The organism is Oceanicola granulosus HTCC2516 (assembly GCF_000153305.1).
Taxonomy (GTDB): domain Bacteria; phylum Pseudomonadota; class Alphaproteobacteria; order Rhodobacterales; family Rhodobacteraceae; genus Oceanicola; species Oceanicola granulosus.
This window is the reverse complement of the sequence record NZ_CH724109.1, coordinates 155,352-171,353: the sequence shown is the minus strand read 5'-3', so window position 1 is coordinate 171,353 and position 16,002 is coordinate 155,352. Positions and strand designations below refer to the sequence as shown.

Below are 16,002 nucleotides of genomic sequence, written 5' to 3'. Positions count from 1 at the left end.
CACCCCCTCACCCCGCCCCCGCGGCGGCCTCACTCGTGGGTGGGAACATGCCGCGACGGCGCGCGGTACGGCCGCGTCACGTCGCGCAGCAGCACCTCGAGCGTTTCGACCTCGAGTCGCAGGTCGCCGTCGCCGGCCAGCGTGACGAGGATCATGCCGGTGCCATCCTCGCCCGGCTCGAACGCGAGCGCCAGCACCGACAGGACGGTGTCCTTGTCGCGCGGATCGACGCCCTGCGCCTGCACCTTGAGCACGTCCTCGACCGCGAGCACGGAGCGCACCCGCTCGACGTCGCGGTTCGCCTTCTTCGCGGCCTCCACGTCCTCCCAGCGGAAGCGGTTGAGCAGCATCGCGAAGCGGCGGTGGCGGCGGTCCCAGCGGATCTCGCCGACGGGCAGGATCGCGTCCTGCACGAGGCCGGAGATGATGGTCAGGTCGTCGACGTCGAGCGCGCGCAGACGGAGCGGCCGCTCGCCGCCGTCCTCGAAGCGGGCGTCCTCGCTCACGATTCCCTCACCCGCTCGATGTCGGCGCCCACCGCGCCGAGCTTGTCCTCGACGTTCTCGTAGCCCCGGTCGAGATGGTAGACACGGTTCACCCGCGTCTCGCCCTCGGCGGCGAGGCCCGCCAGGATCAGCGACACGCTCGCGCGCAGGTCCGTCGCCATCACCGGCGCGCCCTTCAGCCGCTCGACGCCGCTCACCCGGGCGGTGCCGCCCTGCACGTCGATCGACGCGCCCATGCGCACCAGCTCCGGCGCGTGCATGAAGCGGTTCTCGAAGATCCTCTCCTCGAGCACGCTGTCGCCCTCGGCGGTGCAGAGCATCGCCATCATCTGCGCCTGCAGGTCGGTCGGGAAGCCCGGGAACGGCTCGGTGGCGACATCCACCCCGCGCGGCCGCCCGTTGCGCCGGGCGACCTTGAGCCCCGCATCGGTCTCGGTGACGGACACCCCGGCGGCGTCGAGCCGCTCGCAGAAGGCGCGGACGAGGTCGACGCTGCCGCCGAGGCATTCCACCTCCCCACCGGCGATGACCGGGGCGAGCATGTAGGTGCCGAGCTCGATGCGGTCGCTGACCACGCGGTGCGTGGCCGCCGACAGCCGGTCGACGCCCTCGACGGTGATCGTCGCGGTGCCCTCGCCCTCGATCTGCGCGCCCATCGCGCGCAGGCAGCGGGCGAGATCGACGATCTCCGGCTCGCGCGCCGCGTTCTCGATCGACGTCGTTCCCTTGGCGAGCGTCGCGGCCATCAGCACGTTCTCGGTCGCGCCGACCGAGGCGAAGCGCAGCGGCACCCGCGCGCCGTTCAGCCCGCCCCGCGCCACCGCGTGCAGGTAGCCGTCCCTCAGCTCGATCTCCGCGCCCAGCGCCTCGAGCGCGGTCACGTGAATGTCCATCGGCCGCGCCCCGATCGCGCAGCCGCCGGGCAGCGACACCGTCGCCTGGTGCTCGCGCGCCAGCAGCGGGCCGAGGACGAGGTTGGAGGCGCGCATCTTGCGCACGATCTCGTAGTCGGCGCGGGTCGAGGTCAGGTTGTGCGACGACAGCGCGATGACCTTGCCGTCCTGCAGGCTCGTCACCTCGCAGCCCAGCGATTCGAGCAGCTGCGACATCGTCTTGATGTCCGACAGGCGCGGCGCGTTGGTCAGCGTCAGCGGCTCGTCGGAGAGCAGCGTCGCCGGCATCAGGGCGAGCGCGGCGTTCTTGGCGCCGGCGATGCGGATCTGGCCGGAGAGCGGCTTGCCGCCCCGCACGATGATCGAATCCATGGTCAGTCTTCTTCCTGCTCTCGGCCCTCGTCGGGCTCCGCCTCGCGGGCCCGGGCCTGCTGCTTGCGCCGGGCGATGTTGGCCTTCAGCGCCGCCTTGAGCCGCGCCTCGCGCGTCTCGCCGGCCCCGTCCTTGGCTTGTTTGCGCTCCATGATCCCGCTGTTACCCGATCGCCGAAAAACCGTCCAGTCGGGGCTTGCGCCGCTCTTTCGGAGCGGCTAATCCCCGCGCCACGTGCTGTGGTAGCTCAGTGGTAGAGCACTCCCTTGGTAAGGGAGAGGTCGAGAGTTCAATCCTCTCTCACAGCACCATCCCCCCTTCCGGAGCCCTCCTACTCGGCCCAATCCCAGGGCCGCGTGTAGCAGCCGAGCGCCTTGTTGACGGCCGCCTCGTCGGTGTCGCCGGTGCGCGCGATGCGGGCGACGAGGCCGCGGCTCCTGTCCTCGACCACCTCGGCGACCTGCGCCGCGACGCCGGCCTCGGCGAGGGCGGTGCCGTAGACGCGGGCGATGGCGCGCTTGCGCAGCTCGTTCTTCAGCGGCTTGCCGACGGCGGTCTTCGGGATCTCGTCGATCACCTCGAGGTGCTTGAGGTGCGCCGCGCGCTCATGGATGCGGGCATTGGCGAAGGCCCGAAGCTCGGCCTCGTCCGGCGTCGCCCCGGCGACGGCCTCGACGTAGGCGCAGGGCACCTCGCCGGCATGGGCGTCGGGCTGGCCGATGGCGGCCCCGAGCGCGACGGCCTCGTGCGCGGCGAGCGCCTCCTCGATGACGGCGGGGTCGATGTTGTGGCCGCCGCGGATGATGAGGTCCTTGGCGCGGCCGGTGATCCAGAGGTAGCCGTCGGAGTCGAGCTTGCCGAGGTCGCCGGTGCGCAGGTAGCGGCCGTCGTGGTAGAGGTCCTGGTTCTTCTCGGCCTGGCTGTAGGTGTGGGCGACGGCGACGCCGGGGTTGGAGACGCAGATCTCGCCTACCTCGTCGGTCTCGCAGTCGCGCGGCGCGCCATCGAGGAAGTCGACGATCTTCACATCGGTGTAGGGAAACGGCAGGCCGATGGAGCCGACCTTCTTCTCCCCCTCCGGCGGGTTGATCGAGACGAGGCAGGTCGCCTCCGTCAGCCCGTAGCCCTCGCAGAGGGTCAGGCCCGCGGCCGCCTCGAACCGCTTGTAGAGCTCGACGGGGAGCGGGGAGGAGCCGCTGAAGGCGAGCTTGAGTGAAGAGGTGTCGGCGTCGACCTTGCGCTGCATCAGCGCCGAGAAGGCCGTCGGCACCCCGATCATGAAGCTCACCTTGTGGCGCTCCACGAGCTTCCAGAAGTTGTCGAACACCCCCTCCCCCCGATAGCCCTGCGGCGTCGGGAACACCACCTGCGCCCCCGAGCCGAGCGACGCGCCGAGCGACACGATGGTGGCGAAGACGTGGAACAGCGGCAGCGGGCAGATCTGCACGTCGTCCTCGCGAAACAGAAGCGTGCGGCAGATCCAGGCGTTGTAGATGATGCCCTCGTAGCGGTGCTGGGCCACCTTCGGCATCCCCGTCGTGCCGCCGGTGTGGAACAGCGCCGCGACCCGGTCGCCGGCGCTGTCGGCGAAGGTGAGCTGCGCCGGCCGCTTGGCGACCTCGCGCGCAAAGTCGAGCACCCGCACGTCGCCCCGCTCGCCCATCTTCGGGCGCAGCAGCGGCACGATGAACTTCTTCAGCCCCGTCATGTAGCGCAGCAGGTCGACCTCGAGCACCGTCTCCACCTTGGGCGCGAGCAGCACCGCCTCGGCGGCCTTCTGCGCCACGTCGGTCTTGGGGAAGGCCTTGAGCGTGACGAGCACCTTGGCACCGGTCTCGTTGAGGATGGCGGCGATCTGGCGCGGCTCGAGCAGCGGGTTGATCGGATTGACCACGCCCGCGATGGTGCCGCCGAGATAGGTCAGCACCGTCTCCATCGAGTTCGGCAGCAGGAAGGCGACCACGTCGGTCTCGCCGATCCCCAGCTCGCGCAGCAGGTTGGCGGTGCGGCAGGCTTCGTCGTGCAGCTCCGACCAGGTCAGCGTGACATCGGGGGCCTTGGGATCGGAGAACATCTGGAAGGTGACGGCCTTGCGCGCGCCGTGGCGCTCGGCGGTGCCGCTGAGCAGGCCGTACATGGTGCTCGGCACGTCGCGCTCCGCCCACGCCATCTCCTCCTCGATCCGGCGCAGATCCTCCTTGCTGGCAAAGCCCATGCCGCGTCCTCCCTTGCTCGCGCCGTCTTCAGCGGCGCCTCTGCCCTCACCCTAGCGCGAGTATGGCGCAGCGACAGCCCGGAGGTCGACCTGTTTCACCCCTACTCCGCCGCCTGCCCCTCGACGAACTGGAGCCGGGCGAGCCGGGCGTAGAGACCGCCGCCCGCGACGAGCTCGTCGTGCGTGCCCTGCGCGACGATGCGGCCTTCGTCGAAGACGAGGATGCGGTCGGCCTTCTTCACCGTGGCGAGGCGGTGGGCGACGACGATGGTGGTGCGGCTCTCGGCAAGCTCGTCTACCGCCGCCTGCACCGCCCGCTCGCTCTCGGCGTCGAGCGCCGAGGTGGCCTCGTCGAGCAGCAGGATCGGCGCGTCGCGCAGGATCGCGCGGGCGATGGCGACGCGCTGCTTCTGCCCGCCCGAGAGCATCACCCCGCGCTCGCCGAGCTGGCTGTCGTAGCCTTCGGGCAAGCGGCTGAGGAAGTCGTGCGCCGCGGCGGCGCGGGCGGCGGCCTCGATCTCGGCGTCGGTGGCGTCGGGGCGGCCGAACCGGATGTTCTCGCGGGCGCTGTCGGCGAAGATCACCGGGTCCTGCGGCACCAGCGCGACGTGGCGGCGGAAGTCGGCCTTGCGCACGTCGCGCAGGTCGATGCCGTCGATTTTCACCGCCCCCGCCTGCGGATCGTAGAACCGCAGCAGCAGCTGGATGATCGTCGTCTTGCCCGCGCCGGAGGGACCGACCAGCGCCACCGTCTCGCCCGGCGCGACGGCGAGACTTACACCGTCGAGCGCGGCGATCCCGGGGCGGGCGGGATAGGCGAAGGAGACCGCCTCGAAGTCGATCCGCCCGGCGATCTGCGCCGGCACCTCGGCGGGCGCGGCCGGATCTGGCACGCTGTCCTCGGCCTCGAGCAGTTCGGCGAGGCGCTGCGTCGCCCCCGCCGCGCGCTGCAGCTCCGACCAGATCTCGGTCAGTGCCCCGACCGCGCCGGCGACCATCACCGCGTAGATCATGAACTGGATCAGCTCGCCCGCCGTCAACTCGCCCTGCCGCACGTCGTGCGCGCCCATCCACAGGAAGCCGACGACCGCCGAGAACACGATGAATATGACGATCGCCGTCAGCAGCGCCCGCGTACCGATCCGCCGCCGGGCGGCGACGAAGCTGCGCTCGGTCACCTCCCCGAAGCGGCCGCGGCTGGCGCGCTCGTTGGTGAAGGCTTGCACCGTCTGCGCCGACAGCAACCGCTCGGAGGCGTCGGCCGAGGAGGTGGCGATCCAGTCCTGGTTTTCCTTCGACAGCGCCCGCACCCGGCGACCGAGCAGGATGATCGGCAGCACGATCACCGGGATCGGCCACAGCACCATCAGCGCCATCTTCACCGAGGTCGCGAGCATCAGCAGGATGCCCCCGAACAGGATCAGCACGTTGCGCAGCGCGACGGAGACGGACGAGCCGATGACCGACAGGATCAGCGTCGTGTCGGTGGTGATGCGGCTGATGATCTCGCCGGTCATCACCCGCTCGTAGAAGGCGGGCGACATGCCGATCATCCGGTCGAACACCGCCTTGCGGATGTCGGCCACGACGCGCTCGCCGAGGCGGGTGACGAGGTAGTAGCGCAGCGCCGTGCCCACCGCGAGCAGCGCCGCGATGGCGATGGCGGCGGCGAAGTACTGGTCGACGATGTCGGCATTGGCGCTGTTGAAGTTGTCGACGACGCGCCGCACGGCCAGCGGCAGCACGAGGCTCACCATCGCCGTCAGCACCAGCGCGCCCAGCGCCCCGGCGAGCATTAGCTTGTAGGGGGCGACGAACGGCCAGAGCTCGCGCAGCACGCCGAGGCGGCGGGAGGGCGCGCGCTCGCTGGTCCGGTCTCTCGGCTGGTCGTCCGCCATGTCCACTCCCCGCTGCTGTCGGGCACGGGCATAGTGGCCGCCCGCCGCCCCCGCAAGCGCGGGCGCCGGCTCAGATGTGGCGGGTCATTTCGTTGATGTCGAGCAGCGGCGAGGCGTCGAGGTCGGACGCGTCGAGCATCGCCGCGACCCGCTCGAGCGACGCGACGAGCTGCGCCTGCTCCCAGTCCTTCAGCGTCTCGAACTTGCGCACGTAGCGCTGCTGGAGCGCGTCGGGCGCGTCGCTGATCGCCGCCTGCCCCGCCTCGGTGACGGCGATGTTGATCTGGCGCCGGTCGGTCTCGGAGCGGGTGCGGGTCACCATGCCCTGCCCGACGAGCTTGTCGACGAGCGAGGTCACCGTCGCCTGCGAGACGCGCATCTGCTGGGCGATCTCCTTGGCGGTGCAGCCGCCCTTCTCGGCGATGATCTGCAGGACCCGGAACTGCACGGCCGTCATGCCCGCGGACTGCGCGAGTTCTCGGCCGAAAGATTCGGTGGCGCGCAGGATGCGGCGCAGGGCGATGAGAGAGGCGTCGGTGCGGTCCATGCGGCGGAATCTGCTGTGGGCTCGCGCAACCGTCGCAGCTTTCCCGGCAGGGCTCAATGCTGTGAGTGCGTGCGTGTTCATTTTGCTTAGCTAAGCGAAATACCGCACATTTGCAACGGTCCACACGGCCATTTCCCCTGTAATTACGCTGATAGCGGGAAAATTTGCTTAGACTGTTGAAGCGAATACTTAGACAGGCTATCTATCGCCTCGAACAGACAGAGGACGATTCACCATGGACTACGCTCTCGAGCGAGCCCGGAAGACGAAAGCCACCCTGCGCAGGCCGACGCCCGAAGACGGCGCGGCGGTGTGGGAGCTCGTCGCGGCGTGCAAGCCGCTGGACGAGAACTCGATGTACATGAACCTCGTGCAATGCGACCATTTCCGCGACACCTGCGTGCTCGCCGAGATGGACGGCGAGGTCGTCGGCTGGGTCTCGGGCCACATCCCGCCCGCCGATCCCGAGACGCTGTTCGTCTGGCAGGTCGCGGTCTCCGAGAAGGCCCGTGGCCAAGGCCTCGGCGGCCGTATGCTCGCCGAGCTCGTCGCGCGCGATGTCTGTGACGACGTCAACCAGATGAAGACGACCATCACCAAGGACAACGACGCGTCCTGGTCGCTCTTCCGCCGTTTCTCGCGCCGCTTCGGCGGCCAGATCGAGGACGAGCCCCACTTCACCAAGGCGGACCACTTCCGCGGGGCGCACGACACCGAACACATGGTGACGATCAAGCTTGAAGACGCGGCCGACGCGAAGGCCGCCTGACGGGGCCGCGACCGGCCCGGGCGGGCCGGTCCCCCCTTCATCTCTCCTTATCCGAACATCCGAGGTATCCCCATGACGACGCATTCGTCGGACAAGACCGTATTCACACGCCGCGAATCCGAAGCCCGCAGCTACTGCCGCAGCTTCGACACCGTGTTCACCAGGGCCGTCGGCTCGGAGCTGACGGACGCGGACGGCAAGACCTACATCGACTTCCTCGCCGGCTGCTCCTCGCTGAACTACGGCCACAACGACCCCGACATGAAGGCCGCGCTGATCGAGCACATCAGCAACGACGGCATCGCGATGGGTCTCGACCTGCACACCGGCGCCAAGGGCGCGTTCCTGTCGGCGTTCGAGGACAAGATCCTCGCCCCGCGCGACATGGACCACAAGGTGATGTTCATGGGCCCGACCGGCGCCAACGCCGTCGAGGCGGCGATGAAGCTCGCCCGCAAGGTCACCGGCCGCCAGAACATCATCTCGTTCACCAACGGCTTCCACGGCGTGACCATCGGCGCGCTCGCCGCGACCGGCAACAGCTACCACCGCGGCGCCGCCGGCCTCACGCCGACCGGCATCACCCGCCTGCCCTTCGACGGCTACATGGACGGCATCGACAGCGCCGATTACCTCGCCAAGGTGCTCTCCGACGCCTCCAGCGGTGTCGACGCCCCGGCCGCGATCATGTTCGAGACGGTGCAGGGCGAAGGCGGCCTCAACGCCGCGAGCCGCGAGTGGGTCGAGAAGGTCGGCCGCATCGCCCGCGAGCATGGCGCGCTGCTGATCATCGACGACATCCAGGCCGGCTGCGGCCGCACCGGGAGCTTCTTCAGCTTCGACGGCTGGGACGTGCAGCCCGACATCGTGACCATGGCGAAATCGGCCAGCGGCTTCGGCCTGCCCTTCGCGATGATGCTGGTGCGCCCCAAGCACGACGCCTTCGGCCCCGCCGAGCACAACGGCACCTTCCGCGGCAACACCCACGCCTTCGTCACCGCGCGCGTGGCGATCGAGAAGTTCTGGTCGGACGATACGTTCAAGAACGAGATCGCCCGCAAGTCCGAGCTGCTCGAAGGCAAGCTCGAGGAGCTCGCTGCGATGGTGCCGGGCGCCTACCTCAAGGGCCGTGGCATGATGCGCGGCGTCGATGTCGGCTCGGGCGAATTGGCGGGCGCGATCTGCGCGCGGGCCTTTGAGAACGGCCTGATCGTCGAGACCTCCGGTCCCGAGGACGAGGTGGTCAAGATCCTCGCGCCGCTCACCACGCCGGACGAGACCTTCGTCAAGGGTCTCGACATCCTCCTCGACGCGGCACGCCACGTGACCGCCGGCAACCAGCAGATCGCAGCGGAGTAACAGGCCATGATTGTCAGGGATTTCAACAAGATCATCGAAAGCGAACGTGACCGCGTGGTGTCGGATGCGCAGTGGTCCTCGGTCCGGATGCTGCTCGCCAGCGACGGCATGGGTTTCTCGTTCCACATCACGTTCCTCGAGCCGGGCTCCGAGCACACGTTCGAGTACAAGAACCACTTCGAGAGCGTCTACTGCATGCAGGGGACCGGCTCGATCACCGACCTCAAGACCGGCGAGACCCACGAGATCAAGCCGGGCGTGATGTACGCGCTGAACGAGCACGACCGCCACACGCTCCGCGCGACCGAGGAGCTGGTGATGGCCTGCGTGTTCAACCCGCCCGTCACCGGCAACGAGGTCCATCGCGAAGACGGATCCTACGCTCTGGAAGACAGTTGACAGGAGGCCCGGAGCCACGGCTCCGGGCGCTAGACCACATGACCAACGGCACCCACACAGTCGAGAAAATCGGCGGCACGACGATGAGCAAGGTCCACGAGCTCATCGACCCGCTGTTCATCGGCGACCGTGACGCGGCGCAGATCTACAACCGCGTCTTCGTCGTCTCCGCCTTCGGCGGCATCACCAACCTGCTGCTCGAGCACAAGAAGTCGGGCAAGCCGGGCGTCTACGCGCTGTTCATCAACGACGAGGACGACCACGGCTGGCTCGACGCCCTCAACGAGGTCTCCGCCGCGATGCGCGAGGCGCACGCCGAGGTGCTCGAGCACAAGGCCGACATCCAGCTCGCCGACGACTTCGTCCGCGACCGGATGGAAGGCGCGCGGTCCTGCCTGTTCGACATCCAGCGCATCTGCTCCTACGGGCACTTCCGCCTGTCGACGCAGCTCATGGTGATCCGCGAGCTGCTGTCGGGGCTCGGCGAGGCGCACTCCGCCTTCGTTACCGCCCTGATGCTGCAGCGCCGCGGCGTCGCCGCGCGCTTCGTGGACCTGACGGGCTGGCGCGATGAGGCCGAGAAGACTCTCGAGCAGCGCATCGCCGCCGGGCTCGACGAGGTCGACCTGACGAGCGAGCTGCCCATCGTCACCGGCTACGCCCAGTGCACCGAGGGGCTGATGAAGGAGTTCGACCGCGGCTATTCCGAGGTCACCTTCAGCCGCATCGCCGCCCAGAGCCAGGCGCGCGAGGCGATCATCCACAAGGAGTTCCATCTCTCCTCCGCCGACCCCAAGATCGTCGGCGCGGACGCGGTGAAGAAGCTTGGCCAGACCAACTACGACGTCGCCGACCAGCTCTCCAACATGGGGATGGAGGCGATTCACCCTTCGGCCGCCAAGACCCTGCGCCGCGCCGGCGTGCCGCTGCGCGTGGCCAACGCCTTCGACGCGGGCGATCCCGGCACGCTGATCGACGACCGCCCCGCCGACAAGGCGGCGGTGGAGATCGTTACCGGGCTGCCGATCGTCGCGATCGAGCTGTTCGAGCAGGACATGGTCGGGGTGAAGGGCTACGACGCCGCGATCCTCGAGGCGATGCGCAAGAACAACGTCTGGATCGTGTCCAAGTCGTCCAACGCCAACACCATCACCCACTTCGTCGCCGCCGTGAGCCGCGACAAGGTGCGGCGCGTGGTCGAGGAGCTGGAGGCGCTCTATCCCGCCGCAACGATCACCGACGAGGCGCTGTCGCTGGTGTCGGTCATCGGCCGCGACCTGCGCGGCCTGCGGGTGCTGTCCCGCGGCCTCGCGGCGCTCGACGAGCAGGAGATCGACGTCATCGCTGCGCAGCAGACCTCGCGGCGCGTGGACTCGCAGTTCGTCGTCGCCCGCGACGCACAGTCGGCGGCGGTCAAGGCGCTGCACGACGAGTTCTTTCCGGTAAAGGCCGAAGCGACGAAGCTGAAGGCCGCCTGACCGGCTTGACCGGTCACGACCACTCGCCCGCCGGCAGTCCCTGTCGGCGGGCTTTTTCGTGCCCATCACCCGCTAGCTGTCGAGCCCCGGCTCGTCGAGCAGGTGCCGCCCGGCGCGGTCCTCCACCTCGATGACCCACAGGTCCGGGTCGCGCGCGCGCTGGCGGCTGACGACGGCGTCGACGTCGGCCTCCGCGCCCTCGGCGAGGGTGAGCCAGCGGCGCGCGCCGGTCATCAGGTCGAGCGAGCGTTCGAGGGCGACGGCCTGCCCGTCGAGGGTGTTGAGCTTGACCAGCACGGCGCCGGCGGTCTCGTCGCCACGGGCGACGACGAAGGCGGGGATGTCGGCCAGCCGCAGGCGGGTCAGGTAGGCGGAGACCCAGATCCCGGCAGCGAGCCGCGCGCTCACTTCGCGTCCTTGATGTCGAGCCCCATCTCGGAGTAACGCTCCGCCTCGTCGAGCCAGCCGGGCCGCACCTTGACCTGCAGGAACAGGTGCACGCGGCGGTCGAGGAATTCCTCGAGCTCGGCCCGCGCCGCCGTCGACACCGCCTTCGCCGTCTCGCCCTTGCGGCCGAGCACGATGCCCTTGTGGCCGTCGCGCGCGACGTAGACGATCTGGTCGATCCGCACCGACCCGTCCTCGCGCTCCTGCCAGCTCTCCGTCTCGACCGTGAGCTGGTAGGGCAGCTCCTGGTGCAGCCGGAGCGTCAGCTTCTCGCGTGTCGTCTCGGCGGCGATCATGCGCAGCGGCAGGTCGGCGATCTGGTCCTCGGGATAGAGCCAAGGGCCTTCGGGCAGGTGCGCGCCGAGCCAGCGCTTGAGATCGTCGCAGCCGTGGCCGCGCTCGGCGGAGATCATGAAGGTCTCGGCGAAGGCGTGGCGCTCGTTGAGGTCCGCGGCGAGCGCCAGCAGCGCCTCCGACTTCACCCGGTCGATCTTGTTGATCGCCAGCGCGACGGTGCGGCCCGTGCCGATCTCGTCGAGCCGCTCGAGGATGGCCTCCACGCCCTTCGTCACACCCCGGTGCGCCTCGACGAGCAGCACCACGATGTCTGCGTCGGCCGCCCCGCCCCAGGCGGCGGCCACCATCGCGCGGTCGAGCCGGCGGCGCGGGCGGAACAGGCCGGGGGTGTCGACGAGCACGATCTGCGCGTCGCCCTCCAGCGCCACGCCGCGGATGCGGGCGCGGGTGGTCTGCACCTTGTGGGTGACGATCGACACCTTCGCCCCGACGAGTCGGTTGGTGAGGGTCGACTTGCCCGCGTTGGGCTCTCCTATGAGGGCCACGAAGCCCGCGCGTGTGGTCATGTCATGTCTCCGGAACCGGCCTCAGATGGCGCAGGCCCGGCCCCGGCGCAAGAGGCTGCGGGCTTTCGCCACGTCATCCGGGCCCCGGCGCGGGTCACGGCCGGCGCAAACGGCTCGGTTCTGGCTTGGGCGCGCCCATGCCCTCGAGCACCTCGAACGGCCGTTTCACCGCGTCGCTGAGGCCCGGCCGAGTCGGTGCGGCGACCTGCTTGCTCGCCTCCACCATCAGCACGCCGCCCGTCTTGAACACCGGCACGTGCCGGCCCACGCCCTCCATCCACCCCGCCGCCCGACGCCAGCCCCGGCGGTCGGAGGGCGGCTGGTAGAGGGTGGAGACCACGTGATCGACCTGGAAGCGGTGGCGGCGCAGCTGGCTCTCGAGCTGGGTGCGCGAGAACGGCCGGCCGTAGCCGAACGGGGTGCGGTCGCTGCGCGACCAGAGCCCGGCGCGGTTGGGGACGATGAACACCGCCCGCCCGCCGGGGCCGAGCACCCGCCACGCCTCCTCCAGCAGCGCGCCGGGATGGTCCGAGGTCTCCAGCCCGTGCAGCATCACCAGCCGGTCGACCTGCCCGGTCTGGATCGGCCAGAGCGTGTCCTCGCACAGCACGCTGACATTGGGCTGCCCCGCCGGCCAGTGCATCACCCCCTGCGGCCCCGGCATCAGCGCGATCACCCGGCGCGAGTCGTCGAGGAACGGTCGCAACAGCGGGGCCGCGAAGCCGAAGCCGACGACCATCTGCCCCTTCGTGTCGGGCCACATCCGGCGCAGCTCGTCCCGGATCACCCGCTGCACCGCCCGGCCGAGGGCCTTGCGATAGTAGAACGAGCGGAGGTCGGTGACGTCGAGATGCATTTGCGCCCAGCACTCCCTTGGCTACGCTTGACGAAACCATAGCAGGACACAGGTCAACAACCATGCCTTTGGAACTCGTCACCATCCCCTGTCGCACCGACAACTACGCCTTCCTGCTGCACAACGCCGAGAGCCGCGAGACCGCGCTCGTCGACGCGCCCGAGGCCGCGCCGATCGCGGCGGTGCTGTCGGCGCGGGGCTGGCAGCTGTCGGACATCCTCATCACCCACCACCACGGCGACCACGTCGAGGGCGTGGCCGGCCTGCGCACCGACGACGTCCGCGTGATCGGCGCGGCCGCCGACGCCCACCGGCTGCCCGACCTCGACCTCGCCGTGCGCGAGGGCGACGCGCTCACCGTCTGCGGCGAGCCGGTCACGATCTTCGACGTCTCGGGCCACACCGTCGGCCACGTCGCCTTTCACTTCCCCGAGACCGGCGCGGCGTTCACCGCCGACAGCCTGATGGCACTCGGCTGCGGGCGGCTGTTCGAGGGCACGCCCGAGCAGATGTGGCACAGCCTGCTGAAGCTGCGCGCCCTGCCCGAGGATACCGTGATCTGCTCGGGGCACGAATACACCGCCGCCAACGCCCGCTTCGCCCAGACCATTGATCCAGCCAACGGCGCACTTATGTCTCGTTCGCGGGCCGTGGACGAAGCCCGCACGCTCGACCAGCCAACCGTCCCCTCGACCCTGAAGGAAGAGATCGCGACCAATCCCTTCCTGCGCGCCGACACGCCCGAGCTCAAAGCGGCGCTCGGCATGGAGCGCGCGTCCGACGTCGAGGTCTTCGCCGAAATCCGCGCCCGCAAGGATCGTTTCTGATTTTGTGTCGTTGACGGCATGGCTGTTGCCGTGCCGCCCGATCACCCGCCGCAAGCCGGAATGTGAACGGGGAGATGCAAAAAAGTCCTTGAAGGATCGCGATCGAAAGCGAAGCTTAAACATAAGAGGCCATGGTTGCGCGGAGCCGCCTCCGCCCGACCCAGACACGAGGAGCACGCACGTGCCGTCATTCTCGACAACGCTTGAGCAGTCCATCCACGCGGCGCTGGCCCTGGCCAACGCCCGCCGTCACGAACTCGCCACGCTGGAGCACCTTCTCCTCGCCCTGATCGACGAGCCCGACGCCGCACGGGTCATGAAGGCCTGCTCGGTGGACCTCGACGAGCTGCGCCGCGCGCTCGACGAGTTCATCGAGGACGACCTGGCGACGCTGGTGACCGAGGTCGAAGGCTCCGAGGCCGTCCCCACCGCCGCCTTCCAGCGCGTGATCCAGCGCGCCGCGATCCACGTCCAGTCGTCCGGCCGCACCGAGGTGACGGGGGCCAACGTGCTCGTCGCCATCTTCGCCGAACGCGAGAGCAATGCCGCCTACTTCCTGCAGGCGCAGGACATGACCCGCTACGATGCGGTCAACTTCATCGCCCATGGCGTCGCCAAGGACCCGGCCTACGGCGAGAGCCGCCCCGTCCAGGGTGCCGCGTCCGATCCCGAGGAGGAAACGGTGAACGCTTCGTCATCCGATGGCGACGAGAAGGAGAGCGCGCTCGGCAAGTACTGCGTCGACCTCAATTCGAAGGCGAAGAAGGGCGACGTCGACCCGCTGATCGGGCGCGAGCTCGAGGTCGAGCGCTGCGTGCAGGTGCTCTGCCGCCGCCGCAAGAACAACCCGCTGCTCGTGGGCGATCCCGGCGTCGGCAAGACCGCCATCGCCGAGGGCCTCGCGCGCAAGATCGTCAACGACGAGGTGCCCGAGGTGCTGTCGGGCGCCACGATCTTCAGCCTCGACATGGGCGCCCTGCTCGCCGGGACCCGCTACCGCGGCGATTTCGAGGAGCGGCTCAAGGCGGTGGTGACCGAGCTCGAGGATCACCCCGACGCGGTGCTGTTCATCGACGAGATCCACACCGTGATCGGCGCCGGCGCCACCTCGGGCGGCGCGATGGACGCGTCCAACCTGCTGAAGCCCGCGCTGCAGGGCGGCAAGCTGCGCTGCATGGGCTCGACCACCTACAAGGAGTTCCGCCAGCACTTCGAGAAGGACCGCGCGCTCAGCCGCCGGTTCCAGAAGATCGACGTGACGGAGCCGACGGTCGAGGACAGCATCAAGATCCTCAAGGGCCTCAAGCCCTATTTCGAGGAGCACCACGCGATCAAGTACACCTCCGACGCGATCAAGACCGCCGTCGAGCTGTCCGCGCGCTACATCAACGACCGCAAGCTGCCCGACAAGGCCATCGACGTGATCGACGAGGCCGGCGCGGCGCAGCACCTGGTCGCCGAGAGCAAGCGGCGCAAGACCATCGGCCCCCGGGAGATCGAGGCCGTCGTCGCCAAGATCGCCCGTATCCCGCCCAAGAACGTCTCAAAGGACGATGCCGAGGTGCTCAAGGATCTCGAGGGCTCTCTCAAGCGCGTGGTATTCGGGCAGGACCCGGCCATCGAGGCCCTGTCGAGCGCGATCAAGCTGGCCCGCGCCGGCCTGCGCGAGCCGGAGAAGCCGATCGGCAACTACCTCTTCGCCGGCCCCACCGGCGTCGGCAAGACGGAGGTCGCCAAGCAGCTGAGCCAGATCCTCGGCGTCGAGATGCTGCGCTTCGACATGTCGGAGTACATGGAGAAGCACGCGGTCTCGCGGCTGATCGGTGCGCCTCCGGGCTATGTCGGCTTCGACCAGGGCGGGCTGCTCACCGACGGCGTCGACCAGCACCCGCATTGCGTGCTGCTGCTCGACGAGATCGAGAAGGCGCACCCGGATGTCTACAACATCCTGTTGCAGGTGATGGACCACGGCAAGCTGACCGACCACAACGGCCGGACGGTGGATTTCCGCAACGTGATCCTGATCATGACCTCCAACGCGGGCGCGTCGGAGCAGGCCAAGGCGGCCATCGGCTTCGGCCGTGACCGGCGCGAGGGCGAGGACACCGCCGCCATCGAGCGGACCTTCACGCCCGAGTTCCGCAACCGCCTCGACGCCGTGATCTCCTTCGCGCCGCTGCCGAAGGACACGATCCTGCAGGTGGTCGAGAAGTTCGTCCTCCAGCTCGAGGCCCAGCTCATGGATCGCGGCGTGAGCATCGAGCTGACCGACGAGGCCGCCGTCTGGCTCGCCGACAAGGGCTACGACGACCGCATGGGCGCCCGCCCGCTCGGCCGCGTGATCCAGGAGTACATCAAGAAGCCCCTCGCCGAGGAGCTGCTGTTCGGCAAGCTCGCCAAGGGCGGACTGGTGCGCGTCGCCGTCAAGGACGGCGAGATCGACCTCCAGGTCCAGGAACCCGGCCGCCCGCAGCTCTCGGGCAACAAGCCGCCGCTCCTGACGGCGGACTGACCCCGCACGCCCGGTGAGACACCGAGCCCCCGGGGGAAACCCCGGGGGCTTTTTCGTGGCT

At 69.2% G+C, this 16,002-nt stretch carries 15 protein-coding genes and 1 tRNA gene; 7 read left to right on the top strand and 9 right to left on the bottom strand.

Annotated elements, in window-relative coordinates:
• Positions 1-29: 29 nt before the first annotated feature.
• The 3 genes from OG2516_RS16550 to OG2516_RS20485 are packed head-to-tail and all read right to left on the bottom strand — an operon-like array spanning position 30 to position 1,923.
• Entirely contained in the window at positions 30-506 is a 477-nt protein-coding gene (locus tag OG2516_RS16550; RefSeq protein WP_007256779.1) for a DUF2948 family protein, read from the bottom strand.
• Complete coding sequence (gene murA / locus OG2516_RS16545) at positions 503-1,771, bottom strand: UDP-N-acetylglucosamine 1-carboxyvinyltransferase (RefSeq protein WP_007256778.1); 1,269 nt, start codon at positions 1,769-1,771, stop codon at positions 503-505. The genes OG2516_RS16550 and murA overlap by 4 nt, the downstream gene beginning before the upstream one ends.
• A gap of 2 nt (positions 1,772-1,773) precedes the next feature.
• Complete coding sequence (locus OG2516_RS20485; protein ID WP_007256777.1) at positions 1,774-1,923, bottom strand: hypothetical protein; 150 nt, start codon at positions 1,921-1,923, stop codon at positions 1,774-1,776.
• 84 nt (positions 1,924-2,007) lie between these two features.
• Between OG2516_RS20485 and OG2516_RS16540 the strand changes: the two genes are divergently transcribed.
• Positions 2,008-2,082: transfer RNA gene (locus OG2516_RS16540), tRNA-Thr, on the top strand.
• A 20-nt stretch (positions 2,083-2,102) separates the two neighbouring features.
• Here the strand turns inward: OG2516_RS16540 and OG2516_RS16535 are convergent.
• The 3 genes from OG2516_RS16535 to OG2516_RS16525 form a co-directional block, all read right to left on the bottom strand.
• A complete protein-coding gene (locus OG2516_RS16535; protein WP_007256776.1) occupies positions 2,103-3,986 on the bottom strand; it encodes an acyl-CoA synthetase in 1,884 nt (627 codons plus the stop codon).
• Positions 3,987-4,087: 101 nt separating this feature from the next.
• Positions 4,088-5,884, bottom strand: a complete 1,797-nt coding sequence (locus OG2516_RS16530) for an ABC transporter transmembrane domain-containing protein (RefSeq protein ID WP_007256775.1) — start codon at positions 5,882-5,884, stop codon at positions 4,088-4,090.
• 70 nt (positions 5,885-5,954) lie between these two features.
• Positions 5,955-6,431, bottom strand: a complete 477-nt coding sequence (locus OG2516_RS16525) for a MarR family winged helix-turn-helix transcriptional regulator (RefSeq protein WP_007256774.1) — start codon at positions 6,429-6,431, stop codon at positions 5,955-5,957.
• Between the two features lie 235 nt (positions 6,432-6,666).
• On the opposite strand from OG2516_RS16525, the gene ectA reads away from it, so the two are divergent.
• The 4 genes from ectA (at position 6,667) to OG2516_RS16505 (ending at position 10,436) form a co-directional block, all read left to right on the top strand.
• A complete protein-coding gene (gene ectA, locus OG2516_RS16520; RefSeq protein ID WP_007256773.1) occupies positions 6,667-7,200 on the top strand; it encodes a diaminobutyrate acetyltransferase in 534 nt (177 codons plus the stop codon).
• Between the two features lie 72 nt (positions 7,201-7,272).
• The gene (gene ectB, locus OG2516_RS16515; protein ID WP_007256772.1) at positions 7,273-8,559 is read left to right on the top strand and encodes a diaminobutyrate--2-oxoglutarate transaminase; all 1,287 of its coding nucleotides are present in this window, start codon (positions 7,273-7,275) and stop codon (positions 8,557-8,559) included.
• Positions 8,560-8,565: 6 nt separating this feature from the next.
• Positions 8,566-8,958, top strand: coding sequence for an ectoine synthase (locus tag OG2516_RS16510; protein ID WP_007256771.1), 393 nt, complete (start codon positions 8,566-8,568; stop codon positions 8,956-8,958).
• Positions 8,959-8,996: 38 nt separating this feature from the next.
• Entirely contained in the window at positions 8,997-10,436 is a 1,440-nt protein-coding gene (locus OG2516_RS16505) for an aspartate kinase (protein WP_007256770.1), read from the top strand.
• Between the two features lie 72 nt (positions 10,437-10,508).
• Here OG2516_RS16505 and OG2516_RS16500 read toward each other — a convergent pair whose 3' ends face one another.
• From OG2516_RS16500 to OG2516_RS16490, 3 genes are all read right to left on the bottom strand, one after another.
• Positions 10,509-10,844, bottom strand: coding sequence for a DUF1491 family protein (locus OG2516_RS16500; protein ID WP_007256769.1), 336 nt, complete (start codon positions 10,842-10,844; stop codon positions 10,509-10,511).
• Entirely contained in the window at positions 10,841-11,746 is a 906-nt protein-coding gene (era, locus tag OG2516_RS16495; RefSeq protein WP_007256768.1) for a GTPase Era, read from the bottom strand. The genes OG2516_RS16500 and era overlap by 4 nt, the downstream gene beginning before the upstream one ends.
• 94 nt (positions 11,747-11,840) lie before the next feature.
• Positions 11,841-12,602 (bottom strand): class I SAM-dependent methyltransferase, encoded by a 762-nt coding sequence (locus OG2516_RS16490; RefSeq protein WP_007256767.1) that lies wholly within the window; start codon positions 12,600-12,602, stop codon positions 11,841-11,843.
• 62 nt (positions 12,603-12,664) lie between these two features.
• Here OG2516_RS16490 and gloB point away from each other — a divergent pair, with 62 nt between their 5' ends.
• Together gloB and clpA are read left to right on the top strand one after the other, a co-directional pair.
• Positions 12,665-13,429: a hydroxyacylglutathione hydrolase gene (gene gloB / locus OG2516_RS16485; protein ID WP_083788627.1), complete on the top strand. Its 765-nt coding sequence runs from the start codon at positions 12,665-12,667 to the stop codon at positions 13,427-13,429.
• A 181-nt stretch (positions 13,430-13,610) separates the two neighbouring features.
• On the top strand, positions 13,611-15,941 hold the full coding sequence (gene clpA / locus OG2516_RS16480) for an ATP-dependent Clp protease ATP-binding subunit ClpA (protein ID WP_007256765.1): 2,331 nt from the start codon (positions 13,611-13,613) through the stop codon (positions 15,939-15,941).
• Positions 15,942-16,002: the final 61 nt, after the last annotated feature.